Raw genomic sequence first — 22122 nt, 5'->3', positions numbered from 1 at the left:
TTTTTGGGCTTCTTGGTGGTCATCACTTCGGTCATGGAACAGTCCTTTCGGGATTATTTCATGACCCCGTTCCACACAGAAATTCTGACAGGCTCCCAAGATCGTGCCACCTGCGAGCTCGACCAATAACAGCGCCTGGGACAACCGCGGCAACTACGTCAGCATCATTGGTTTCGACGTCGACGGCAGCAAGCTCGGCAGCGGCACGAAGTGGGTCCACGGCATCTATACGGGCGGTTCGTACAACGTCATCGAGGGTAACCACGTGCACCACCTGGCAACGACCATCCCGTGCAATAGCGCGGGCGGCTCGGCGATCGGCGTCGACAGCTACTACAAGGGCGTCAAGAGTGACGTGATCGGCAACGTCGTCAACGACATCGGCCCGGCCGGCTGCACCTACGTCCAGGGCATCTATCACAGTACCTCGGGCACGATCAAGAACAACGTCGTCTACCGCGTCGGCTCGGCAGCGATCCACCTCTGGCACGACGCGACCGACCTCCAGATCGTCAACAATACCGTGAGCTCGTCGGTGTTCGGCATCATCGTCGGTGGCGGCGACTTCTACTTCACCAAGGCGGGCGCCAACAACGTCCACGTGCACAACAACATCGTGTACGACAACAAGTACGGGATTTCGGAGCAAGGCACCACCGGCAAGGGCAACACCTATAAAAACAACCTGGTCACCAAGAACACGACCTACAACTTCCAGCTGCGCAATGGCCTGACCCATACCGGCACCATCAGCTCGGAACCGCTGTTCGCCGGCTACTCGCGCACTGCGGCAACGCCGAACTACAAGCTGACGACCAGCTCGCCGGCAATCGGCCGCGGCCTGGCGACCTATGCGCCGAAGACCGACATCGACGGCAAGGCACGCGGCACCGCCATCGACCTCGGCGCTTATCAACACTAAGCAGCACTAAGCAGCATCAGGCTGCCCCGGCTCGACCAGTCCTCGTCGACAGAGCCGGGATTGCCACCTTATGCATGCCTTTGCATGCGCGTCTCGCGGACACCGCGCACCGAGCACGGGTCTGCTTCCATACCTCAACAAGACCATTCTCTTCCTGCACCTCGCGTGGGCAATTCTGACGAGTATTTAATTTCCATGGGGAAATTGTTCTTTAGAATTTAATACTCCCAGAAAAAATTTCCTAAAAAAAGTTGAACTTAGGAAGTTTCCTGCGCTCAAAGGGTTACATTGTTTAATTAGGGTAAGACACATTCATGACCTTCGCTACCTTCGCTTCGATCCGTACCAACGTCACCCGCGCTGCTGCCGCCGTCGCTCTGCTGGCCGCCGCCATGTCGGCCAATGCCGCCACCATCCCGACCACCCCGAACAACTTCTACGTTTCGCCAACCGGCTCGGACACCGCCGCCGGCACCAAGGCCGCGCCGTTCAAGACCCTGGCGCGCGCCGCCAAGGCCGCGACCAAGCCGGGCACGACCGTGTTCGTGGCGCCGGGCACCTATGCCGGCGGCATCCGCACCACCGCCAGCGGCACCGCAAGCAGCCGCATCTATTGGGTGTCGACCACCAAGTGGGGCGCCAAGATCGTGCCGCCTGCCAATTCGACCAACAAGACTGCCTGGGACAACCGCGGCAACTACGTCAGCATCATCGGTTTCGACGTCGACGGCAGCAAGATCGGCAAGGGCACCAAATGGGTGCTCGGCATCTACACCGGCGGTTCGTACAATGTCATCGAGGGCAACCGCGTACACCACATCGCGACGACCATTCCGTGCAACAGCGCCGGCGGTTCGGCGATCGGCGTGGACAGCTACTACAAGGGCGTCAAGGGTGACGTGATCGGTAACGTCGTGCACGATATCGGCCCGGCCGGCTGCACCTACGTCCAGGGCATCTATCACAGCACCTCGGGCACGATCAAGAACAACGTCGTCTACCGCGTGGGCTCGGCTGCGATCCACCTGTGGCACGACGCGACCGACCTCCAGATCGTCAACAATACCGTGAGCTCGTCGGTGTTCGGCATCATCGTCGGTGGCGGCGACTTCTACTTCACCAAGGCGGGCGCCAACAACGTCCACGTGCACAACAACATCGTGTACGACAACAAGTACGGGATTTCGGAGCAAGGCACCACCGGCAAGGGCAACACCTATAAAAACAACCTGGTCACCAAGAACACGACCTACAACTTCCAGCTGCGCAATGGCCTGACCCATACCGGCACCATCAGCTCGGAACCGCTGTTCGCCGGCTACTCGCGCACTGCGGCAACGCCGAACTACAAGCTGACGACCAGCTCGCCGGCAATCGGCCGCGGCCTGGCGACCTATGCGCCGAAGACCGACATCGACGGCAAGGCACGCGGCACCGCCATCGACCTCGGCGCTTATCAACACTAAGCAGCACGAAGCAGCACTAAGCAGCGTCATGCAGCAACCCCTGCAGTAACCCCAGCAGTACCGACCCGGATCGAAGCCAGCCCCGGCCAGCTTCATCCGCGTCACCCGCGCCAGCGCCAGCTGGCGGATCTCGTGGACGGGCGCATGCGCCCCGTCCGCTCCGACACATCAGGAGAAGCCCACGTCCCGCGTGGACTGCCGCGCCCTGCGCGTGGCCCCTCCATTGCCCGGTCTTTTTTCCGGACTAGAAGGAAACCTCAGATGAAAAGCAGCACCATGATCGCCTCGAACCTCCGTACCAACCTGACCCGTGTCGCCGCGGCAGCAACCCTGCTGCTGGCCGCCACCGCATCGGCCCAGGCCGCCACGGCGCCGCAAAGCGCGGCGCCAGCCGCCACCGCCGCCGCCTCGGCCCAGGAACAAGTGCGCCAGCTGTACCTGACCTTGCTCGGCCGTGAGCCGGATGCGGGCGGGCTGCAGTACTGGACCCAGGCCGTGAGCCGCGGTGTCAGCCTGGCGACCGTCGAAGCGGAGATCAAGCGCAGCGCCGAGTATACGAAGCGCAATCCAGCGCCTGTCGCCGGCCCGAGCATCCCGGCCACGCCGTACAACTACTATGTCTCGCCGAACGGCTCGGACAGCGCCGCCGGCACCAAGGCCGCGCCGTTCAAAACGCTGGCGCGCGCCGCCCAGGTCGCGACCAAGCCCGGCACGACCGTGTTCGTGGCGCCGGGCACCTATGCCGGCGGCATCCGCACCACCGCCAGCGGCACCGCAAGCAACCGCATCTACTGGGTCTCGACCACCAAGTGGGGCGCCAAGATCGTGCCGCCTGCCAACTCGACCAACAAGACCGCCTGGGACAACCGCGGCAACTACGTCAGCATCATCGGTTTCGACGTCGACGGCAGCAAGATCGGCAAGGGCACCAAATGGGTGCTCGGCATCTACACCGGCGGTTCGTACAATGTCATCGAGGGCAACCGCGTACACCACATGGCAACGACCATCCCGTGCAACAGCGCCGGCGGCTCGGCGATCGGCGTGGACAGCTACTACAAGGGCGTCAAAGGTGACGTGATCGGCAACGTCGTGCACGATATCGGCCCGGCCGGCTGCACCTACGTCCAGGGCATCTATCACAGCACCTCGGGCACGATCAAGAACAACGTCGTCTACCGCGTGGGCTCGGCTGCGATCCACCTGTGGCACGACGCGACCGACCTCCAGATCGTCAACAACACGGTGAGTTCGTCGGTGTTCGGCATCATCGTCGGCGGCGGCGACTTCTACTTCACGAAGGCGGGCGCCAACAACGTCCACGTGCACAACAACATCGTGTATGACAACAAGTACGGCATTTCGGAGCAAGGCACCACCGGCAAGGGCAACACCTATAAAAACAACCTGGTCACCAAGAACACGACCTATAACTTCCAGCTGCGCAATGGCCTGACCCATACCGGCACCATCAGCTCGGAACCGCTGTTCGCCGGCTACTCGCGTACCGCGGCAACCCCGGACTACAAGCTGACGGCCAGCTCGCCGGCCGTCGGCCGCGGCATCGCCACCTACGCGCCGAAGACCGACATCGACGGCAAGGCACGTGGCAGCAGCATCGACCTGGGCGCGTATCAGCGATAAGCAGCGTTCATCGCTGCCAGGTGAATGGCCCGGACGTGGAAGCGTCCGGGCCATTTTTTATTCGGTTTCGGTATCGATCGGCTGCACGACCTCGGGGCCGCCAAGCCCGGCACGGTTGACCAGCGTGCTGACCGCGTGCCATTCGAATGCATCCGAGGGCAGGGCGGCGCGGCGCGCGAACGCCAGCGCTTCCTCGCTCGAGAGCGCCGGATCGAGCCAGGTCTCGGCGTCGCGCGCATCGAGCACCACCGGCCGCCGGTCGTGGATGTCGAGCATGCCGCCCGAGGCGTCGTCGGTCACCAGCACGAAACCGGCTTCGGCGCGGTTCTCGGTAAAGCCGCCGAAATTGGCCAGGGCCAGCATGAACAGCGGCGCGCCGTCGCGGCGGTGGATATGCCATGGCTGCTTGTGGCCTTTTTCTCCGGTCCATTCATACCAGCCTTCGGCCGGCACCAGCGCCCGGCCCGACTTGAGCAGGCCGCGCCAGTAGCGGTTGGTGAGCTTGTCCATGCGCGCATTGATCGTCACCGGCACCTTGCCCTTGGCCCAGCGCGCCTGGTAGCTCCAGTACACGTCGTCCACCCGCCGCTCGCCGTCCTGGATGTGCAGCACGGGCCGGTAAGTGCCGGGCGGCACGTTATAGGCCGGCGCGGATTCGCTGTCGTACACCGCGTCGAGCCAGCCGATGGCGCTGGCGTAGTTGCGAGCCGTCTGGCTCTGGTCAAATCGTCCACACATGGCTCGATACTAGCGCAAGCCGCTGCAAGGCAGCACGCGGCAGGCGTGCCAGGCGTGCGGCGTTTGGCCGCGCCGTCCGGCAATGGTATGCTCCGGGCTCACACGATTGACAAGGAGCAGGTATGGCAGCAGGCTGGTGGACCGTATTGAAGACCGTCCCGTGGAGCGAGGTGATCAGCGCCGCGCCCCAGGTGGCGACCGGCGCGCGCCGCCTGTGGGACACGGTCAATCGCAAGCCGGGCGCGGTGGACCCGGCGACCGGCTTGAGCCCCGAGATGGCGGCGCAAGAAGACGACATCATCGGTCTCCTGATCGCGCGTTCCGAACAGAACGACGCGGAGCTGAACGACTTGCGCAACCAGATGCGCTCGGCCTCCGAACTGATCGCCAACCTGGCCGACCAGAACGCCCAGCTGATCGCCAAGATGGACGTGCAGCGCCAGAAGCTCACCTGGCTCGGTGTGACCGCCGGCCTGTCGGCGCTGCTCGCCGTGGTGGCCCTGATCCTGGTGGCGGTGCGAACCTGAATGAAAGTAGTACTGATCTGTGCGACCCTGTTCATCTTCATCTCGATGCTGCTGAACGGGGCGCGTCGGCGCGGCAAGCTCAATGAGAGCGCCAACCGCGCCGTGACGGGGCTGGCCAATTCGATGCGCATCTTCGTGTTCTGCCTGCTGTTCTTCGTGGCGATCGTCTGCGTGGCGATGGCCTGGCACATGCTGCAAAGCCCGCCTTGACCCCGGCCGGCGCGGCTGCGGCAATCGGCGTTTCTTTCGGTGGCCCAGGAAATTCCGGTATGATTTGAATTGTTTCCTAAATTCAACATCTGCCGATCCGTGACTCAAGAGCCAGAATCCATCAGCAGCCTGCCCGCGCGGGTCCTCAATCTCGTCGACTGCGGTGTGATCGTGCTCGACCGCGAAGGATGCATCGTCCTCTGGAACGGCTGGCTGGTGCCGCGTTCCGGCCGCGGCGTGGCCCGCATGCAGGGCCACACGCTGATCGAAGTCTTTCCCGACCTGCGCGGATCGCGCGTCGAGGCGGCGATCCTCGCCGCGCTGCTCGAAGGCGTCGCCACCGAGCACGTGCCGCCCTCGCATAACCGCGCGCCATTCCCGCTGCGCGAACCGGGCAGCTTCGACGGCGCTCTGATCGACCAGGCGGTCGCGGTCACGCCCTTCGACGATGGCGGCCAGCGCTTCTGCCTGATCGAGATCCGCGACGTGAGCGGCGTCGCGGTGCGCGAGCGGCGCCTGCTGGAACACGCCGAGTCGCTGCGCGCGCGGTCGTACATCGACGGCCTGACCGGCATCGCCAATCGGCGCCAGTTCGACGTGGCGCTGGAGCGCGAACTGCGCCGCGCGCAGCGCGCCGATGGCGCGCTGGCGCTGCTGCTGGTCGACATCGATTCGTTCAAGGCCTATAACGACCACTTCGGCCACCAGCAGGGCGACAGCTGCCTGACCATGGTGGCCCAGGAGCTGGCCGGCATGCTCAAGCGGCCGGCCGACCTGGCGGCGCGCTACGGCGGCGAAGAGTTCGCGGCCGTGCTGCCCGACACCACGCTCGAGCAGGCGCGCGTGCTGGCCGACCGCATCCGCGCCCACGTCGCCGGCCTGGGCCTGCAGCAGGCGCCCGCCGCCCACCATCCGGAGGTCACGCTCAGCATCGGCGTCGCCGCCTTCGACCGCGCGCGCCTGAACGCGCCGGAAGCGCTGATCGAGGCGGCCGACAAGGCCTTGTACGCGGCCAAGCGCGGCGGACGCAATCGCGTGGTCGCCGACGGCGACCAGGTGGACGCCGTCGCCTGAATGCCGGCCTGAATGCGCGCCTGGACGAAGCCGCCTGTGGTCAAGCGGACAGCGGCATCTTCTCGATCAGCTTGTCGAGCGTGATCGGATACTCGCGCACCCGCACGCCGGTCGCGTTGTAGACCGCGTTCGCGACCGCGGCGGCGACCCCGCAGATACCGAGTTCTCCCACGCCCTTGGCCTTCATGGGCGAGGACAGCTCGTCTTCTTCCTTGAGGAAGATGACCTCCTGGTGAGGGATGTCGGCATGCACCGGCACCTCGTAGGTGGCGAGATCGTGGTTGGCGAAGAAGCCGAGGCGCTTGTCGACCACCAGGTGTTCCATCAGCGCGCCACCGACACCCATGGTCATGGCGCCGATCACCTGGCTGCGCGCCTGCTTCGGATTGAGGATGCGGCCGGCCGCGCACACGGCCAGCATGCGCCGCACCCGCGTCTCGCCGGTGATCGCGTCGACCGCCACTTCGACGAAGTGGGCGCCGAAGGTCGACAGCTGGTTCTTCTTGTCGAGGCCCCCGGAAAATTCGATCGTGTCCTCGGCCACCAGCTCGCCGCCGGCGGCGGCTTGCGCCAGCGGCAGGTTGCGCCCGCCCGCACGGACCGTGCCGTCCACGAACTCGGCCTCGCGTTCAGCCACGCCGAGCTCCTTCGCCACCAGTTCGCGCAGCTTGGCGCAGGCGGCGTACACGCCCGAGGTCGAGCTGTTCGCGCCCCACTGGCCGCCGGAGCCGGCGGAGGTGGGGAAGGTGGAATCGCCCAGGCGCACCTCGACCCGCTCGAGCGGCACGCCCAGCATCTCGGCGGCGGTCTGGCCGATGATGGTGTAGCTGCCGGTGCCGATGTCGGTCATGTCGGTTTCGACGATCACCTTGCCGTCCTTCGCGAGCCGCACCCGCGCCGCCGACTTCATCACCGGGCTGTTGCGGAAGGCCGAGGCCACGCCGTAGCCGATCAGCCAGCGGCCTTCGCGCGCTTGGCCGGGCTTGGGGTTGCGCTTGTTCCAGCCGAACTTCTCGGCGCCCATGCGCATGCACTCGACGAAGCGGCGCTCGGAGAATTTGCGGATCGGCTTTTCGGGGTCGACCTTGGTGTCGTTCAGGATGCGGAACTGCACCGGATCGATGTTCAGCTTTTCGGCCATCTCGTCGATCGCGATCTCGAGCGCCATCATGCCCGGCGCTTCTCCCGGCGCGCGCATCGCATTGCCTTCGGGCAGATCGATCAGGGCGACGCGGGTCGCGGTCATGCGGTCGGCGCCCGCGTACAGCAGGCGGGTCTGCTGGGTCGCGACTTCCGAGCTGCCCTTGGGCAGGTTGCCGTTCCAGGACTCGTGGCCGATGGCGGTGATGCGGCCGTCGCGGCCGGCGCCGATGCGGATGCGCTGGATGGTGGCCGGGCGGTGGGTGGTGTTGTTGAAGATGAGATGACGGTGCAGCGCCACCTTGACCGGGCGCTTGGCCGCGCGCGCGCCGAGCGACGCCAGCAGGGCGTCGGCGCGCAGGAACAGCTTGGAGCCGAAGCCGCCGCCGACATAGGGCGAGATCACGCGCACCTTTTCCTTCGGCATGTTCAGCGTCTTGGACAGGTCCTGGACGCACCAGTTGATCATCTGGTTCGAGGTCCACACCGTCAGCTTGTCGCCTTCCCAGAGCGCGGTGGACGCGTGCGGCTCCATCATCGCGTGCGACTGGTCCGGGGTGGTGTAGGTGGCGTCGAGTTTCACGGGCGCGGTATCGAAGCCGCGCTGGAAGTTGCCGGCGCTGGAGTCGGACGGGTCGTCTTCCCAGTCCGGCTTGACCGCCTTGTCTTTTTCGGCGGCCAGGTCGAAGCGGCCCTTCTCTTCGACGTATTTCACGCGCACGAGGGCAGCGGCGGCGCGCGCCTGCTCGAAGGTCTCGGCCACCACTAGGGCCACGGCCTGGTGGTAGTGCTCGACCTTGGGGCCAGCCAGCAGGTGGGCGACGTTCTTGTCGCCCTTGCCGAGCTTGCCGGCATTGGCGGCCGTGACCACGGCCAGCACGCCGGGCGCGCGGCGCGCGGCATCGATCTCGATCGAGGCGATGCGGCCCTTGGCGATGCTGGAACCGACCACGAAGCCGTGGGCGGCGTTCGGCACTTCCTTGTGGTGCTCGTAGGCGTAGGGCGCCGTGCCGGTGCACTTGAGCGGGCCGTCGATGCGGTCGAGCGGCTGGCCGACGTAGCGCTGGCGGTCGATGGGATTGGTGGTGGCGGGAGTGGTGAATTTCATGGGATCAGCCTTTCTTCGCTGCGTTCATCGCTTCCGCGAGGGTGCGGTGCACCAGGGCGACTTTGAACGCGTTGTCCTCGGTGGTGCGGGCGCCGGCCATCAGGCGGTCCGACACCGCCTTGGCGCCTTGCGTCATCTGCCGTTCGGCCTCTTCGACCCGCCATGGCTTGTGGGCAACGCCGCCGACCGCCACGCGGCCGCTGCCGTCGGGCAGGATCACGGTGGCGACCGAGACTAAAGCAAAAGCATAGGAAGCGCGGTCGCGCACCTTGCGGTAGGCGTGCACGCCGCCCAGCGGCTTCGGCAGCTTGACCGAGGTGATCAGTTCGCCCGGTTCGAGCACGGTCTCGATGTGCGGGGTGTTGCCCGGCAGGCGGTGGAAGTCGGCGATCGGGATGCTGCGCATGCTGCCGTCGGCCTTCACGGTTTCCACCTCGGCGTCGAGCAGGCGCATGGCGATCGCCATATCGCTCGGATGGACCGCGATGCAGGCCTCGCTGGCGCCGACCACGGCGTGGTGGCGGGTGAAGCCGCCGATGGCGGCGCAGCCGCTGCCCGGCTGGCGCTTGTTGCAGCGCTGCGCCGTGTCGTAGAAGTAGGGGCAGCGGGTGCGCTGCAGCAGGTTGCCCGAAGTGGTCGCCTTGTTGCGCAGCTGGGTCGAGGCGCCGGCCAGCAGGGCGCGCGACAGCACGGCGTAATCCTTGCGCACGCGCGCGTCGGCCGCCAGGTCGGTGTTGCGCACCAGCGCGCCCACGCGCAGGCCGCCGTCCGACGTCGGTTCGATCTTGTCGAAGCCCAGGCCGTTGACGTCGACCAGGGTGGTCGGGGTCTCGATCTCGAGCTTCATGAGGTCGAGCAGGTTGGTGCCGCCGGCGATGAAGCGGGCGTTCGGGGTACGGGCGACGAGCTGGGCGGCTTGGCCCGGCGAAGTGGCGCGCTGGTAGGTGAATGACTTCATGCCTTGACTCCTCCCACTTCGGTGATCGCGTCGATGATGTTCGAGTAGGCGCCGCAGCGACAGATATTGCCGCTCATGCGTTCGCGGATCTCTTCCACCGAGAGCAGGGGCTTCGCATTCAGGTCGGCGGTCACGTGGCTCGGAATGCCCTGGCGGATTTCCTCGATCACCGACACGCTGGCGCAGATCTGCCCGGGGGTACAGTAGCCGCACTGGTAGCCATCGTGCTTGATGAAGGCGGCCTGCATCGGGTGCAGCTTCTCCGGCGTGCCGAGGCCCTCGATGGTGGTGATCTCGGCGCCTTCGTGCATGACCGCCAGCGACAGGCAGGAATTGATGCGGCGGCCATCCATGATGACGGTGCAGGCGCCGCACTGGCCCTGGTCGCAACCCTTCTTGGAACCGGTCAGGTGCAGGTGCTCGCGCAGCGCGTCGAGCAGGCTGGTGCGGGTGTCCAGCTGCAGGGTGACCTGCTTGCCGTTGACGGTGAAGGTGACGCCGGTGGTGACCGGCTCGGGAGTGGTGGTCGCGGTAGCCGTCGGTGCGGCCTCCTGGGCGTGCGCTCCCGGTACGGCCGCGGTCGATACCGACAGCGCGCCGGCGATCAACAGGTCGCGCCGGGTGAGCTTGACGTCGCTGAATTGGTCCATGCTTGTGGCTTCCTTCTCTAGAGTGCGTTGCCCACGCCCGTACCCGGCGTCGATTTGGCGGCGCCAGCAGGTGTGGAAGGGCTTGCGGAGTTGTCGAAATGATTCTAAGTCAGCTGTCGGGAAGGCCGCGTTCCCTTGAAACCTGAAGTATCTTGTTGACTGTAAATATCAGCCGGCAAAATGGGTACCCCGGCAGGCGAGCACGCGAGCAGGCATGGCGGCACGGGCGGCACGGGCGGCACAGGCGGCACAGGCGGCACAGGCGGCCCGCGTGCTGGTCGGAGGGGCGGACCAGCCGTTGGCGCGTTAGGAGGAGGCCGGTCTACTGCTGAAGGACGTAGTCGCCCGGTGCGGGCGCGGTGTCCGGGATGGGGGCCGGCGGCGGGACATATTTGCCGGCGTGGCGTACGAGCCATTGGTCCCAGGCCGGCCACCAGCTGCCTTCGAGCTGGGGCACGCGCGCCAGCCAGCGGTCGGGATCGATGTACGGATCGTCATGCCGGTGCACGGCGACCTGGTAGCTGCGGTTGGCGCTGCCCGGCGGCGAGACCACGCCGGCATTGTGGCCGCCGCTGGTGAGAATGAAGGTGATCTCGGTGTCGGTCAGCGGGATGATCTTGTACACCGAGCGCCATGGCGCGACGTGGTCGGTGAGCGTGCCGACCGCGCAGATGGGCACGTCGATGTCGCTCAGCGAGACCGGCCGTCCGCCGGCCAGGTAACGCGAGCTGGCCAGGCTGTTGCGCAGGAACAGGCGGTGCAGGTATTCGGCATGCATGCGATAGGGCATGCGGGTGGCGTCGGCATTCCAGGACATGAGGTCGCTCTCCTGCTCGGGCAGGTCGAGCAGGTAATGGCGCAGGCGTCGCGACCAGATGAGGTCGTTGGAGCGCAGCAGCTGGAAGGCGCCGGCCATCTGGCGCGTGTCGAGGTAGCCCTGCTGCCACATGGCGGCTTCCAGGAAGCTGACCTGGCTGTCGTCGATGAACAGCGACAGCTCTCCAGGCTCGGTAAAGTCGACCTGAGCCGCCAGCAGCGACATGCTGGCCAGGCGCCGGTCGTGGTCACGCGCCATGGCGGCGGCGGCGATCGCGAGCAGGGTGCCGCCCAAGCAATATCCTGCCGCATTGATCTTGCTGGCGCCGGTCTGGGCCACGATGGCGTCCAGCGCGGCGGTGACGCCCAGCTGGCGGTAGTCGTCCATGGTGAGGTCGCGGTCGTCGGCCTGCGGATTTTTCCACGACACCATGTACACGGTATGTCCGCGCTCGACCAGGTAGCGCACCAGGGAATTGTGCGGCGACAGGTCGAGGATATAGAACTTCATGATCCAGGCCGGCACGATCAGCAGCGGCACTTCGTGCACGGCGGGGCCGACCGGGTCGTAGCGCAGCAGTTCGATCAGCCGGTTCTGCATCACGACCTTGCCCGGCGTGACGGCGACTTCGCGCCCGGGCCGGTAGTTGACGACGCGCGGCTTGCCCGCGAGGAGGCCTTGCGTGTCGCGCCAGGCACGCATGGCGCCGTTGACGAGGTTCATCCCGCCGCTGGCCAGCACGGCGCGCTGCACGACGGGGTTGGTGGTGACGAAATTCGACGGCGCCACGCAGTCGAGCATCTGGCGCGCGACGAAGGTGACGACGTCGGCATGGTGCGGCGCGACCCCGCGCACGGTGGAGGTGGCGCGGTGCCACCATTGCTGGCTCAGCAGGAAGCCCTGGCTGAGCTGGCGCCAGGGCGAAGCGTTCCAGGCCGGATCGACGAAACGTTTATCCTGGGCCAATGGCCGCACCGGATCGACCGCCTCGTCGGCCGGCGTGGCAAGGTATTGCAGCCAGCGCTGCCAGCCGAGGACGGCGTCGGTCGCCAGCTCGTGCTGCTTGTCGGGCGACATCATGAGGTGGCTGGCCCAGTCGAACCAGGCCATGCCGAGGGCGGCCGGCGAGAGGTTGCCGGTGAGGCGCCCAAGCCAGGCCCACAGCACCAGGTCGGCATGGACTTGCCCGCCGCCGGCGACCCGCGCATGGCGATGGGTGCCGCCGAGCCAGGCGCTGCCTTCGAGCCGGCGCGTGCTGCCGGCATCGTCGGGACGGGGACCGGGCCGGGTATCGGGCGCCATGTCGGAAGCTCGCGGCAAGCGGCTGCGTCAGTGGGCGATCAGGAGCGGCGTGGTGCTGCCCGCCAGCAGCGCGCGGGTGACGCCGCCGAGCACGAACTCGCGGTAGCGGCTGTGGCCGAAGGCGCCCGTGACCAGCAGGCCGGCATCGTGCTCGCGCGCCACCTTCAGGAGCGCCTCGCCGGTGCTGCTGCGCGTGGTCTCGATGAGGACGTCGACCCTGACCCCGTGGCGCGCCAGGTGCAAGGCCATGTCGGCGCCCGGTTCCTCTCCGTGCATCTCGGCCATGGCGCCGGGATTGATGAGCGTGAGCTTGACCGTATCGGCTTGCCGCAGCAGGGGCAGGGCGGCGGAAATCGCGCGGATCGCCTGCATGCTGCCGTCCCAGCCGACCACGGCGGTGCCGGGCAGGGGCCGTTCTTTCCAGCCGGGCGGCACCACCAGCACGGGGCGCGCGCCGTGCAGCGCGATGTATTCGGGCAAGCCGCGCGCCTGGGCTGGAATGCCCGGCACGGCGATCGGTTCGGCGTCGCGGCTGACGATCACGAGGTCGGCGTAGCGCGATTCGAGCAGCAGGGCGTAGCGGGCGTCGTCCTCGAGCATGCGGGTTTCGAAACTGCCCACGCCATGGCGCTGGACGGCGGTGCTGAATTCTTCCAGCCGCGCCTCGACCGCCTCGCGCACGCCGTTGAAATCGGATTCGGGCATCATCGGCGCGCCCATCGAGCCGACCAGCAGGGAATAGTCGAACCAGGAAATGCCGGTGGCGGCGCTACCGACGAGGTGGGCGTCGAAGGCGTTGGCCAGCTGTGCGCCGGCGCGCAGGCGCGCCTCTTGCTCGGGACTGCCGTCGACGTGAACCACGATGGTCTTGTACATGCTCATTCCTTTCTTCTCGGTAAAAGCGGACTCGGGCGGATAGGCGTGCCGGTATCCGCCACCGGAGCGGACCCTGGATGGCATCTGGCCTATACGCTTGGATTACTCGAAGTCCACTTTATTCCCGGACTGGGAGCGTGTCAGGGACGTGGTTGATGTGAATCAAAAAAGCAAGAAAGAAGGACGGAGGAACGCGAATCGGAATTGTCTTCTGTGCGTACGACTGTTCTGACGCAAGGACGCGGTGGCGATTACCTCCTTCAGGCCTTGTGACTGTGCGGGGTGGCCGCATACCTATGTCATTACCGGCGATGTGGTCGGTTCTCTTGTGTCTCCATCTCGGCCCTGCCGAGGACTTGGCCGTTGCCTGCTTCGTGCGGCAGCGGCCTTTTTTTATGTTTTATGCTCAGGTGGAGGCGCCTGGGGTGCGTGCCGCGACCAGGTCCGGCGCGGTGGACGGGGACGGTTCGGCAGGGAGTGGCTTGGCGGCATGTGCGGTCAGGTCGCCGGGCGCGAGCACTTCCCAGTTCGTGCTGACCAGGTCGAGCACCATTTCCTCGTGCCGACCGCAGCAGGTGCAGTTGCGCTGGTCCCGGGATGCGTTGTACTGCCAGGAATGGGTCGTCGTCAGTGAGCCTGCGATGGCGGACCAGACCGATTTTGATGCCGAGAAAAATCCCATGATGCTCACCAGAAGTTAACTTGGTCAGCGTATTACGGAACTTGTAACTGCGCAAGATGCTGAACGGGTAAATGCACCGGGTTCTTGCTCGCGGTCGCTCGAGTGTTGCGAAATGGATGAACGGGCGGGCGAAACCTCCATTGTGCATGAGTCCATGCATCCACTGGCTGGGGCGCGTTGAAAATGCGCGGGAGGAAGAAATGCCAGGCCAGTCCGCGATAGCGCGTCTTGCGGTGCTTGAACAGGCACTTCACGACATGGAGCAATACTAGTCCTACGCGCGCACGCTGGCCTTCGCTTCCACGCCCACGTGTGCCTTCATCCCAAAGTGCCAGTCGTTGCCTTTCTTCGACTGATGCATCTCCGGATCGCGTCCCTTGTCGCGGTTCTTGATCGACGGGGGCGCTGCGATCACGGTGGCGTTCGCGACGGTCCCTTCACGCATCGTCAGGCCCTTGCTGGCAAGGTGGCCTTTGATCTCATCGGAGATGCGGCGCGTCAGCGCATTCTCTTCCAGCAAACCGCGGAACTTCGGCAGCGTCGGCGCGTCAGGTCGATGCTGACAAACGCGCGCACCGACTGGATCTCGTAAATCGCGTCCTCGATCCCTTCGTCCGACAGACGCAGGCATTGCTGATCAATATACATGCGCAGCATGCGCTCCGCTGCGGGCGAGACATCGCCGATTAAATCAGTGCTTCCCCAGGCTACGATATTCTCCCAACGACTTCGACCTATGATTGATTCGGGCTATCGGCCTGTGTGCCAGCATTCCGAATGAGCGGCATGCCATCCGAGGACGGTTCAGGCCTGGCCGAAGTAAGGCCGTCGCCGCACGCGCCCGTTGATCTGCGTCCTGTCTTGCCATGCGTGAGGCCAATGCCCGCCATGTGCTGCCGAATAAGAATGATATTTATTTGACAATCATCTGCGAGGTCATTATGGCAAGCGACGTTTATCTCAAAATCGAAGGTATCGCGGGCGAGTCCACGGACGACAAGCACAAGGACTGGATCGAAGTTGCGAACGTCAATTACGCCGTGCACCAGCCGAGGGCCGAAGCAGTGTCAACGGCCGGCGGCCACACAAGCGGACGGGCAGAACTGTTTCCGCTCAGCTTTACGAAATTGGCCGACATCGCGTCGCCCGTCCTACTGCAAACCTGCGCGACAGGCAAGACCATCCCGAAAGCGACGTTCGAGTTCATGCGCGCCGACGGCAACGGCAAGCCGATCCCGTACTTTAAGATCGAGCTGGAAAACTTGATGCTCTCGAACATCGCGCCCGACAGCGGCGAGGGCGGCATCATCACGGAGCGGGTGCACGTTGCGTACGCCAAGATCAGGTGGAACTATCTCCGCCAGTCCATCCGTGGCGGCACGCAGGGCAATACGTCGGGTGGCTGGGACTGCTCCGCCAACAAGGTGTGCTGATGGGCCGCGCCACCAATAGCGCCGCGCAGGCGCAGCCGAACAGCGCGTTGCAGGCAAGCGCGAAAAATGTACAGCGCTACGTCGGCGACGTCATGCTCAACTGCGTGGTGAGCCCGTCAGCCTTCACGCATTGCTGCGCCGTGATCGTCAGTGGCGACCCAGGCAACCCCTGCGGTCATTCGCTGTTGCACACTGGCGGCGGATGGTATTTTCACGTGGCCGGCGAAAACACTGTCCCTAGGTTCATGAGCGAAGGAGGGTACAAACGCTATCTCCGGGAAAACGGCAAGCGCGAGATTCGACGATGGCCTATCAAGGTGCCAGATCCGCATGGCGCGCATCGGAAGCTGCAGGAACTACTCGCGCGCAAATGGCTTTGGTTGGGCATTCCTAATAATTGTGTGTCTTTTGTGGAAGAGGTCGTTCGGGCTGGTGGCAGCAAGGCCGCGATGTATTTCAACTGCCCTTCAGCGGAGGCGTTCGCATGAGCCGCGCTTTTATTTCCTTCGGTGCTGCCATCTTCGTGGCGTTTTCGATATGGCTGACTATCGCAGTGCTCACGCCAACGCTGTACGTCGAGACGGCATTTGTCATCATCCTTTATCCTTCAATCGCCTCCGGAATCGTCACAGCACTGGCACTATGGGCCAGTGCACGAAAGCGGCGAGTATAGGCCGCGCCGCTTCGGATTGGCGCACTACGACGAGCTCGCGCCCACGATGATGGCCCGCCGCTCGGACGGTTGCGTGAGCACGCGTTCGATAATTACTTTGGGCACGTCGGCGCACGCCATCATGCGCTCGGCCTCCTCGACGCCGATCATCGGCAGCAGGATGAGGGTGAGCTCGGCGCGGCATCCGCTGCTCCCAACCCTATTCGAAGCCCGACTGACGACGATGCAGGCCGTCAGCATGCTGCTCAAAGGTGAGGCGCGGCCGCGGGGCGATTCCGGCCCGGCTTACGCACGGGAATGGGCGATCCGGTTTGACCGATAAGGATGGTCACTTAGACGCAAAAAAGCCACCGCTACGGTGGCTTCTCGAATTCGGTCGTTGGAAAATTCCGAAATACGTTGAAAACTTCACTATTCGAAAAATCCAGATTCCTATAACCGCTTGAATCTACATGAATTCTTGGGGTGGCTGATGGGACTCGACCCACGACAACAGGAATCACAATCCTCTCGCCAGCGCAGCAGGCCCCTCGTAGCAGCTGCTGCATTGTCTCAGTCTCAGATCACGATAGTGACATTCCCGTTGCCAGCCCTGATCATTTCCTTGAGGCTGCTCGTCATGTACTTACCAGCGTGCACCGTGACATGGCCTCCGGCTCTGGCTGCCACTTGAATGATCTCCTTTACCGAAGACGTCATATATCCGGCATCTGCGGTGATGACGATATCCGCTCCCATTGCTGCAAGTTCTTTTGCACTGCTCGACATCATTGCCATCATAAACCCCTATAGTTGTGAAAGAAAGTTTCATTGACATAAAACAATTTTATTATGGCAACGCACTCAGCTATATAAGGCCAATTTTCTGTTCCGCAACCCCGTTAAATGATCAATGAAATCAGTGGGTTAAACTGGCCTTTTGGATGCACTCTGCGGAGATAATTATCCTGTAACCTACTGATGTTTAGCATATGGGCGGTGGTCTTGAAAACTGCTGACCGCGCACTTTTCTGCGCTATCCGAAGTTTGCGGAATCGATCGAATCAAGTACTTAGACCGGCACAATCAGTGAATGAATAGCGCAGGTCGCGGTGTCCAAGAGTTTGATTAAATTGTCGATAAAGGCAATAGAGCGTCTGACTTCTAAGCTGACTCGGTGACCGGGGGCGGTGGATTTTCGCTATGCGCTTCAGCGACACGCTTCTCATAAGCGCGTTTTTCCTTCGAGATCGTTGAAATCTGCTTGCGAAGATCGTCGTCTCTACTAGCACCGCCAAGACGTTGGTCCGATGCAGGTAGCGACGCATGTTGGCGGAGGATCATCGCAAGTTCCGAGACATGCAGCCCTAGTTTTGCAAACTCGATTTGGCGAACCCAAAAATATTCTGTGAAATCTGGGAAGTCGTCCATCTCGTGCACCGCACTAATATGCCGCCGGAGTTGTTCGATCTGATAGGGCAGGCTCAAAATTCTGTGCATCAAATCCGCCGGAAGAGATTTCCAGTCGACGTCCAGTTCAAGTGGGGCAAAGTTCGGTAACGTTGTTACCGTCGCCCAATACTGCCCTTCGTTACCGGCCGGTCTGCCATAGATTTCACCATTATCAAAAGCGACCTGATAGCACTCGTCAGCAAGCTTCTCAAGGTGGGACGTTACTAGAATTCCTAAATAGGCGGATTCCTTGGAAACTCGCTTTTCTTCGCGACGATCTTCCCGCCTCGTCGTCAGATATCCACCAAGCCACACGCCAATTAGACCGGCGATCGCTGAAACAGACCCGGTTACAAGCGAAGGTAGAAAAGCCCAATCGATGTCCATGTCAAACATTCGAAACGTATGTGGAAGGCCAGATTGAGCCTTGTCCGAGCGACGATTGATTGGTGTTTTGCGGAACTACTCTGATTTTGCGGAACTATCGCGCTATGCGACAAGTTGCGGAAACCCGCATAAACACTGGTGCCCGGAGCCGGAATCGAACCGGCACGCCATTGCTGGCAGCAGATTTTAAGTCTGCGGTGTCTACCAGTTTCACCATCCGGGCAACGCCCGAGATTCTAGCACAGGCGTGCTCAATTCGGAGCGGTTTGGCAACTTTATCCCCCTGATAAGCCCTTTACCGCGGCATGATCGCCCGCCCATCCCTCCCAACCGGTCTCTTGCATCTTTGGAACCCCCGCCCGGATGGTGTAGCATGCCAACCGGCGTCACCCATGGCGCCACCCCAGGCAAGACCACGCAAGGACAAGAATTGGACATCAAGATCAACGACGAGCTGCGGTCCTTCGTCGACCCACTCACCGACATCGAATACGCCGCGCTCGAGCGCAGCCTGCAGGCCGAGGGTTGCCGCGACGCGCTGGTGCTCTGGCGCGACACGCTGATCGACGGCCATAACCGCTACGAGATCTGCAAGAAACACGGCATCCCGTTCCGCACCGTCCACAACAACAATTTCGCCTCGCTCGAGGACGTGATGCTGTGGATGATCGACAACCACCTGGCGCGCCGCAGCGTGTCGGATTTCCAGCGCGGCGTGTTCGCCCTGCGCAAGAAGGAAATCGTCGCCGCGCGCATGGCCGAGAATCCGCCGGCGGAAGAGGGCGACAAGAACGCCCCGGCCGACGACACCTCGCCGCCATGGAGTACGCGCGAGGACGTCGCGCGCGCGGCCCGCGTCTCGAGCAATACCATCAGCCAGATCGAACGCATCCAGAAGGCCGCCACCCCGCAGCTGCGCGAGGCCGTGCGCACCGGCGCCATCTCGATCAACGCCGCCGCCAACGTGGCGCAGCTGCCCGAAGAACAGCAGATCGCCGCCGTCGCCGGTGGCCGCAAGGAATTGCAGCAGGCCGCGCGCCAGGTGCGCGAGCAGAAGATGGCCAGCCGTCCGAAAAAGGAAAAGGTCGAGCTCGACCCGGAAGACGAGCTGGCGGCCCTGCGCAAGGAAGTGGCAAGCCTGAAGGACCGCATGGCGACGCTGCTGACCGATAACCAGCGACTCAAGCAGCGCCTGGCCAATGCCGGCCTGGACGACGAATAACACGACCTGAAGGAAGACCAAAGATGCGCATGCCCCGTTCGTTCACGCCGGTCCTGCTCGGCGCTCTCCTGGCTGGACTGGCCGCTCCCGGACTCGCCGTTGCCCAGGGCAAGGCGGCGACCAGCGCCGCGCCCGCCGCGCAGGCCTTCAGCGCCGCCGACGTCGCGCGCTGGAAGGCGACCGCGCAACGGGTGACGATCCTGCGCGACAAGTGGGGCATTCCGCACATCTATGGCGGCACCGACGCCGACACCGTGTTCGGCATGCTGTACGCCCAGGCCGAGGACGACTTCAACCGCATCGAGCTCAACTACATCAATGCGATGGGGCGCCTGGCCGAGGTCGAGGGCGAGAAGGAAATCTGGCGCGACCTGCGTATGAAGATGTACATCCAGCCGGCCGACATGCAGGCCAAGTACGCCGCCAGCCCGGTGTGGCTGAAGAACCTGATGAATGCCTTCGCCGATGGCCTGAACTATTACCTGCACACCCATCCCGAAGTCCAACCGAAGCTGCTGACCCGCTTCGAGCCGTGGATGGCCCTGACGTTCAGTGAAGGCAGCATCGGTGGCGACATCGAGTCGATCGACCTCAAGGAACTGGAACGTTTCTATGGCAAGCGTCCGGTGCTCGCCAGCGTCGGCGTCGACAAGGGCTTCGATCCCGAGCCGCGCGGTTCGAATGGCTTCGCCATCGCCCCCAGGCGCTCGGCCAACGGCCATGCGCTGTTGATGATCAACCCGCACACCTCGTTCTATTTCCGTCCCGAGGTGCACATGGTCAGCGACGAAGGGCTCAACGCGTATGGCGCCGTGACCTGGGGCCAGTTCTTCGTCTACCAGGGCTTCAACGACAAGCTGGGCTGGATGCACACGTCGGGCGGCGGCGACGTGATCGACGAATACCTCGAGACCGTGGTCGAGCGCGATGGCGAGTTCTTCTATAAATACGGCAAGCACGAGGGCCGGATGCGCACCGCGCAGATCAACCTGCCGTACAAGACGCCGAACGGCGGCATGGCCAGCCGCACCGTCACCGCCTATTTCACCCACCACGGCCCGGTCGTGCGCCAAGAGGGCAAACAATGGGTGTCGGTCAAGATGATGGACGACCCGCTCAATGCGCTGACCCAGTCGTATACCCGCACCAAGGCGCGCGACTACAACGCTTTCTACAAGGCGATGGAGCTGCGCACCAATTCCTCGAACAACACGGTGTATGCCGATGCGCAGGGCAATATTGCCTACTTCCACGGCAATTTCATTCCGAAGCGTGACCCGCGCTTCGACTGGACCAAGCCGGTCGACGGCAGCAATCCGGCCACCGAGTGGCAGGGCCTGCACGAGATCAAGGAAACGATCACCCTGCTGAACCCGGCCAGCGGCTACATCTCCAATACCAACAACTGGCCGTGTAATGCGGCCGGCGCCGGCAGCAGCCCTCAATGCGCCAGCTACCCGGCCTATATGTGGTCGCTGCCCGAGAATGCCCGTGGCCGCAACGCCGATCGCGTGTTCAAGGAGGCGAAACGGCTCGACGTCGATGGGCTGATCGCGGCGTCCTACGACACGCGCCTGGCCGCGTTCGAGCCATTGGTGCCGGCCGTGGTGGCCGATTACGAAGCGCTGCACGAAAGCGATGCGCGCAAGGCCGCGCTGCTCGAGCAGATCGCCGTGCTGCGCGACTGGAACCTGCGTTACGCGATCGATTCGGTGCCGACTTCGCTCGCGGTCTATTGGGGGCAAGAGATGGTGGCGGAGCATGGCGCGCGTGCGCGTGCCGAACACATTCCGGCGGTAGACTATATCGCTACTCGCCTGAGCCCGGCCGATCGTCTCGATGCGCTGGTGCGCGCCTCGAACAGGCTGCAGGCCGACTTCGGCAACTGGCGCACGCCGTGGGGCGAGATCAACCGCTTCCAGCGCATCAGCGGCGACGTCGACCAGCAGTACGACGACAGCAAGCCCAGCATCCCGGTGGCTTTCGCCTCGGCCAACTGGGGTTCGCTGGCGTCGTTCGGCATGTCGGCCAAGCAGAAGACCAAACGCATCTATGGCGATCGCGGCAACAGCTTCGTTGCGGCGGTCGAGTTCGGCCCGCGCATCAAGGCCAAAAGCATCCTGGCCGGCGGCCAGAGCGGCGATCCGCGCTCGCCGCACTTCAATGACCAGGCGGCGATGTATGCGCGCGGCGAGTTCAAGGACGTGCTGTTCTACAAGGAAGACATCGAGCGCAACCTGGAGCGCAAATACCATCCCGGGCAGTAAGGCCTGCCGCCGCAGGCATTGCGCCCGCTACTGAAAGGACTGCGTGGAACTGAGCGAAAAACAGAAAATGTTGGCTGGCATGCCGTATCACGCCAGCGATCCCGAGCTGCGCGCCGAGCAGAACGCCACGGCCGCCTGGCTGGCGCGCTACAACGCGGCGCTGGGCGAGCCGGCCAGCTGGCAGGCGCTGCTGGGCGAGCGCATTGCGCGCGCGGGGCAGGGCACGACCGTGCGACCGCCCTTCCACTGCGACTACGGCTGGCACGTCACCCTCGGCGCGCGCGTCTTCGTCAACTTCGACTGCGTGTTCCTCGACGTGGCGCCGATCACGATCGGCGACGATTGCCGCATCGGCCCGGGCGTGCACATCTATACGGCCGACCATCCGCGCGACCCGGCCCTGCGCCGCGCCGGCTTCGAATCCGGCCGCCCGGTCACCATCGGCCGCAACGTCTGGATCGGCGGCGGCGCCATCATCCTGCCCGGTGTGACGATCGGCGACGATGCGATCGTCGGCGCCGGCAGCGTGGTGACCCATGACGTGGCGCCCGGCGCCCACGTCGCGGGCAATCCGGCGCAGCCGATATCTGGCTGA

General features: G+C 64.1%; 22 protein-coding genes, 1 tRNA gene and 1 pseudogene. 12 read left to right on the top strand and 12 right to left on the bottom strand.

Annotation, left to right across the window (positions count from 1 at the left end):
* Positions 1-103 precede the first annotated feature (103 nt).
* The 3 genes from ABIB42_RS05975 (at position 104) to ABIB42_RS05965 (ending at position 4032) form a co-directional block, all read left to right on the top strand.
* Positions 104-922 carry a choice-of-anchor Q domain-containing protein gene (locus ABIB42_RS05975; RefSeq protein WP_429248053.1) on the top strand — a complete coding sequence of 273 codons (819 nt, stop codon included), beginning with the start codon at positions 104-106 and terminating at the stop codon, positions 920-922.
* 314 nt (positions 923-1236) lie between these two features.
* Positions 1237-2388 (top strand): choice-of-anchor Q domain-containing protein, encoded by a 1152-nt coding sequence (locus ABIB42_RS05970; RefSeq protein ID WP_429248052.1) that lies wholly within the window; start codon positions 1237-1239, stop codon positions 2386-2388.
* Positions 2389-2649: 261 nt separating this feature from the next.
* Complete coding sequence (locus tag ABIB42_RS05965) at positions 2650-4032, top strand: DUF4214 domain-containing protein (protein WP_429248051.1); 1383 nt, start codon at positions 2650-2652, stop codon at positions 4030-4032.
* 57 nt (positions 4033-4089) lie between these two features.
* On the opposite strand, the gene ABIB42_RS05960 is transcribed toward ABIB42_RS05965, so the two are convergent.
* A complete protein-coding gene (locus ABIB42_RS05960; protein ID WP_005670078.1) occupies positions 4090-4770 on the bottom strand; it encodes an SOS response-associated peptidase in 681 nt (226 codons plus the stop codon).
* 122 nt (positions 4771-4892) lie between these two features.
* Between ABIB42_RS05960 and ABIB42_RS05955 the strand changes: the two genes are divergently transcribed.
* The 3 genes from ABIB42_RS05955 (at position 4893) to ABIB42_RS05945 (ending at position 6581) form a co-directional block, all read left to right on the top strand.
* Positions 4893-5297 (top strand): hypothetical protein, encoded by a 405-nt coding sequence (locus ABIB42_RS05955; RefSeq protein WP_071363126.1) that lies wholly within the window; start codon positions 4893-4895, stop codon positions 5295-5297.
* Positions 5298-5507, top strand: a complete 210-nt coding sequence (locus ABIB42_RS05950) for a hypothetical protein (RefSeq protein ID WP_429248050.1) — start codon at positions 5298-5300, stop codon at positions 5505-5507.
* 99 nt (positions 5508-5606) lie between these two features.
* Positions 5607-6581, top strand: coding sequence for a diguanylate cyclase domain-containing protein (locus tag ABIB42_RS05945; protein ID WP_429248049.1), 975 nt, complete (start codon positions 5607-5609; stop codon positions 6579-6581).
* A 40-nt stretch (positions 6582-6621) separates the two neighbouring features.
* Here the strand turns inward: ABIB42_RS05945 and paoC are convergent, their stop codons facing one another.
* The 7 genes and pseudogenes from paoC to ABIB42_RS05910 all read right to left on the bottom strand — a co-directional run.
* Positions 6622-8829, bottom strand: coding sequence for an aldehyde oxidoreductase molybdenum-binding subunit PaoC (gene paoC / locus ABIB42_RS05940; protein ID WP_005670082.1), 2208 nt, complete (start codon positions 8827-8829; stop codon positions 6622-6624).
* Positions 8830-8833: 4 nt separating this feature from the next.
* A complete protein-coding gene (locus ABIB42_RS05935; protein ID WP_429248048.1) occupies positions 8834-9787 on the bottom strand; it encodes an FAD binding domain-containing protein in 954 nt (317 codons plus the stop codon).
* Positions 9784-10437: an aldehyde dehydrogenase iron-sulfur subunit PaoA gene (paoA, locus tag ABIB42_RS05930; RefSeq protein WP_005670084.1), complete on the bottom strand. Its 654-nt coding sequence runs from the start codon at positions 10435-10437 to the stop codon at positions 9784-9786. The genes ABIB42_RS05935 and paoA overlap by 4 nt, the downstream gene beginning before the upstream one ends.
* A gap of 322 nt (positions 10438-10759) precedes the next feature.
* Positions 10760-12556: a PHA/PHB synthase family protein gene (locus ABIB42_RS05925; protein WP_429248047.1), complete on the bottom strand. Its 1797-nt coding sequence runs from the start codon at positions 12554-12556 to the stop codon at positions 10760-10762.
* A 27-nt stretch (positions 12557-12583) separates the two neighbouring features.
* Positions 12584-13432 carry a universal stress protein gene (locus ABIB42_RS05920; RefSeq protein ID WP_429248046.1) on the bottom strand — a complete coding sequence of 283 codons (849 nt, stop codon included), beginning with the start codon at positions 13430-13432 and terminating at the stop codon, positions 12584-12586.
* A gap of 406 nt (positions 13433-13838) precedes the next feature.
* A complete protein-coding gene (locus tag ABIB42_RS05915) occupies positions 13839-14114 on the bottom strand; it encodes a hypothetical protein (protein WP_429248045.1) in 276 nt (91 codons plus the stop codon).
* A gap of 283 nt (positions 14115-14397) precedes the next feature.
* Positions 14398-14774, bottom strand: a pseudogene (locus ABIB42_RS05910) (transposase); the annotation flags it as partial.
* 281 nt (positions 14775-15055) lie between these two features.
* Here ABIB42_RS05910 and ABIB42_RS05905 point away from each other — a divergent pair.
* From ABIB42_RS05905 to ABIB42_RS05895, 3 genes are read left to right on the top strand one after another with little or no spacing between them, the layout of a single operon-like run.
* On the top strand, positions 15056-15547 hold the full coding sequence (locus ABIB42_RS05905; protein WP_312485709.1) for an Hcp family type VI secretion system effector: 492 nt from the start codon (positions 15056-15058) through the stop codon (positions 15545-15547).
* A complete protein-coding gene (locus ABIB42_RS05900; protein ID WP_429248044.1) occupies positions 15547-16035 on the top strand; it encodes a hypothetical protein in 489 nt (162 codons plus the stop codon). The genes ABIB42_RS05905 and ABIB42_RS05900 overlap by 1 nt, the downstream gene beginning before the upstream one ends.
* Positions 16032-16220 (top strand): hypothetical protein, encoded by a 189-nt coding sequence (locus ABIB42_RS05895; protein WP_312485605.1) that lies wholly within the window; start codon positions 16032-16034, stop codon positions 16218-16220. Before ABIB42_RS05900 ends, ABIB42_RS05895 begins: the two co-directional genes overlap by 4 nt.
* A 24-nt stretch (positions 16221-16244) precedes the next feature.
* Here ABIB42_RS05895 and ABIB42_RS05890 read toward each other — a convergent pair whose 3' ends face one another.
* From ABIB42_RS05890 to ABIB42_RS05875, 4 genes are all read right to left on the bottom strand, one after another.
* Positions 16245-16460 carry a hypothetical protein gene (locus ABIB42_RS05890; RefSeq protein ID WP_312485606.1) on the bottom strand — a complete coding sequence of 72 codons (216 nt, stop codon included), beginning with the start codon at positions 16458-16460 and terminating at the stop codon, positions 16245-16247.
* Between the two features lie 318 nt (positions 16461-16778).
* A complete protein-coding gene (locus ABIB42_RS05885) occupies positions 16779-17000 on the bottom strand; it encodes a hypothetical protein (protein ID WP_429248043.1) in 222 nt (73 codons plus the stop codon).
* A gap of 363 nt (positions 17001-17363) precedes the next feature.
* Positions 17364-18038: a hypothetical protein gene (locus ABIB42_RS05880; protein ID WP_312485609.1), complete on the bottom strand. Its 675-nt coding sequence runs from the start codon at positions 18036-18038 to the stop codon at positions 17364-17366.
* A gap of 136 nt (positions 18039-18174) precedes the next feature.
* Positions 18175-18261 (bottom strand) — tRNA-Leu (locus ABIB42_RS05875).
* Between the two features lie 150 nt (positions 18262-18411).
* Between ABIB42_RS05875 and ABIB42_RS05870 the strand changes: the two genes are divergently transcribed.
* The 3 genes from ABIB42_RS05870 to ABIB42_RS05860 all read left to right on the top strand — a co-directional run bounded on the left by ABIB42_RS05870 (position 18412) and on the right by ABIB42_RS05860 (position 22122).
* Entirely contained in the window at positions 18412-19260 is an 849-nt protein-coding gene (locus tag ABIB42_RS05870; protein WP_312485611.1) for a hypothetical protein, read from the top strand.
* Positions 19261-19283: 23 nt separating this feature from the next.
* Positions 19284-21527, top strand: coding sequence for a penicillin acylase family protein (locus ABIB42_RS05865; protein ID WP_429248042.1), 2244 nt, complete (start codon positions 19284-19286; stop codon positions 21525-21527).
* 67 nt (positions 21528-21594) lie between these two features.
* On the top strand, positions 21595-22122 hold the full coding sequence (locus ABIB42_RS05860; protein ID WP_307188256.1) for a sugar O-acetyltransferase: 528 nt from the start codon (positions 21595-21597) through the stop codon (positions 22120-22122).

This window comes from Massilia sp. UYP32 (genome assembly GCF_050434365.1).
Classification (GTDB): domain Bacteria; phylum Pseudomonadota; class Gammaproteobacteria; order Burkholderiales; family Burkholderiaceae_D; genus Telluria; species Telluria timonae.
This window is presented reverse-complemented; position numbering and strand designations above follow the sequence as displayed.

Coding starts and splice junctions, on each gene's coding strand:
- ABIB42_RS05970 (WP_429248052.1), top strand. CDS start 1,237: ATGACCTTCGCTACCTTCGCTTCGATCCGTACCAACGTCACCCGCGCT.
- ABIB42_RS05965 (WP_429248051.1), top strand. CDS start 2,650: ATGAAAAGCAGCACCATGATCGCCTCGAACCTCCGTACCAACCTGACC.
- ABIB42_RS05960 (WP_005670078.1), bottom strand. CDS start 4,770: ATGTGTGGACGATTTGACCAGAGCCAGACGGCTCGCAACTACGCCAGC.
- ABIB42_RS05955 (WP_071363126.1), top strand. CDS start 4,893: ATGGCAGCAGGCTGGTGGACCGTATTGAAGACCGTCCCGTGGAGCGAG.
- ABIB42_RS05950 (WP_429248050.1), top strand. CDS start 5,298: ATGAAAGTAGTACTGATCTGTGCGACCCTGTTCATCTTCATCTCGATG.
- paoC (WP_005670082.1), bottom strand. CDS start 8,829: ATGAAATTCACCACTCCCGCCACCACCAATCCCATCGACCGCCAGCGC.
- ABIB42_RS05935 (WP_429248048.1), bottom strand. CDS start 9,787: ATGAAGTCATTCACCTACCAGCGCGCCACTTCGCCGGGCCAAGCCGCC.
- paoA (WP_005670084.1), bottom strand. CDS start 10,437: ATGGACCAATTCAGCGACGTCAAGCTCACCCGGCGCGACCTGTTGATC.
- ABIB42_RS05925 (WP_429248047.1), bottom strand. CDS start 12,556: ATGGCGCCCGATACCCGGCCCGGTCCCCGTCCCGACGATGCCGGCAGC.
- ABIB42_RS05920 (WP_429248046.1), bottom strand. CDS start 13,432: ATGTACAAGACCATCGTGGTTCACGTCGACGGCAGTCCCGAGCAAGAG.
- ABIB42_RS05915 (WP_429248045.1), bottom strand. CDS start 14,114: ATGGGATTTTTCTCGGCATCAAAATCGGTCTGGTCCGCCATCGCAGGC.
- ABIB42_RS05905 (WP_312485709.1), top strand. CDS start 15,056: ATGGCAAGCGACGTTTATCTCAAAATCGAAGGTATCGCGGGCGAGTCC.
- ABIB42_RS05900 (WP_429248044.1), top strand. CDS start 15,547: ATGGGCCGCGCCACCAATAGCGCCGCGCAGGCGCAGCCGAACAGCGCG.
- ABIB42_RS05895 (WP_312485605.1), top strand. CDS start 16,032: ATGAGCCGCGCTTTTATTTCCTTCGGTGCTGCCATCTTCGTGGCGTTT.
- ABIB42_RS05890 (WP_312485606.1), bottom strand. CDS start 16,460: ATGCTGACGGCCTGCATCGTCGTCAGTCGGGCTTCGAATAGGGTTGGG.
- ABIB42_RS05885 (WP_429248043.1), bottom strand. CDS start 17,000: ATGATGGCAATGATGTCGAGCAGTGCAAAAGAACTTGCAGCAATGGGA.
- ABIB42_RS05880 (WP_312485609.1), bottom strand. CDS start 18,038: ATGGACATCGATTGGGCTTTTCTACCTTCGCTTGTAACCGGGTCTGTT.
- ABIB42_RS05870 (WP_312485611.1), top strand. CDS start 18,412: ATGCCAACCGGCGTCACCCATGGCGCCACCCCAGGCAAGACCACGCAA.
- ABIB42_RS05865 (WP_429248042.1), top strand. CDS start 19,284: ATGCGCATGCCCCGTTCGTTCACGCCGGTCCTGCTCGGCGCTCTCCTG.
- ABIB42_RS05860 (WP_307188256.1), top strand. CDS start 21,595: ATGTTGGCTGGCATGCCGTATCACGCCAGCGATCCCGAGCTGCGCGCC.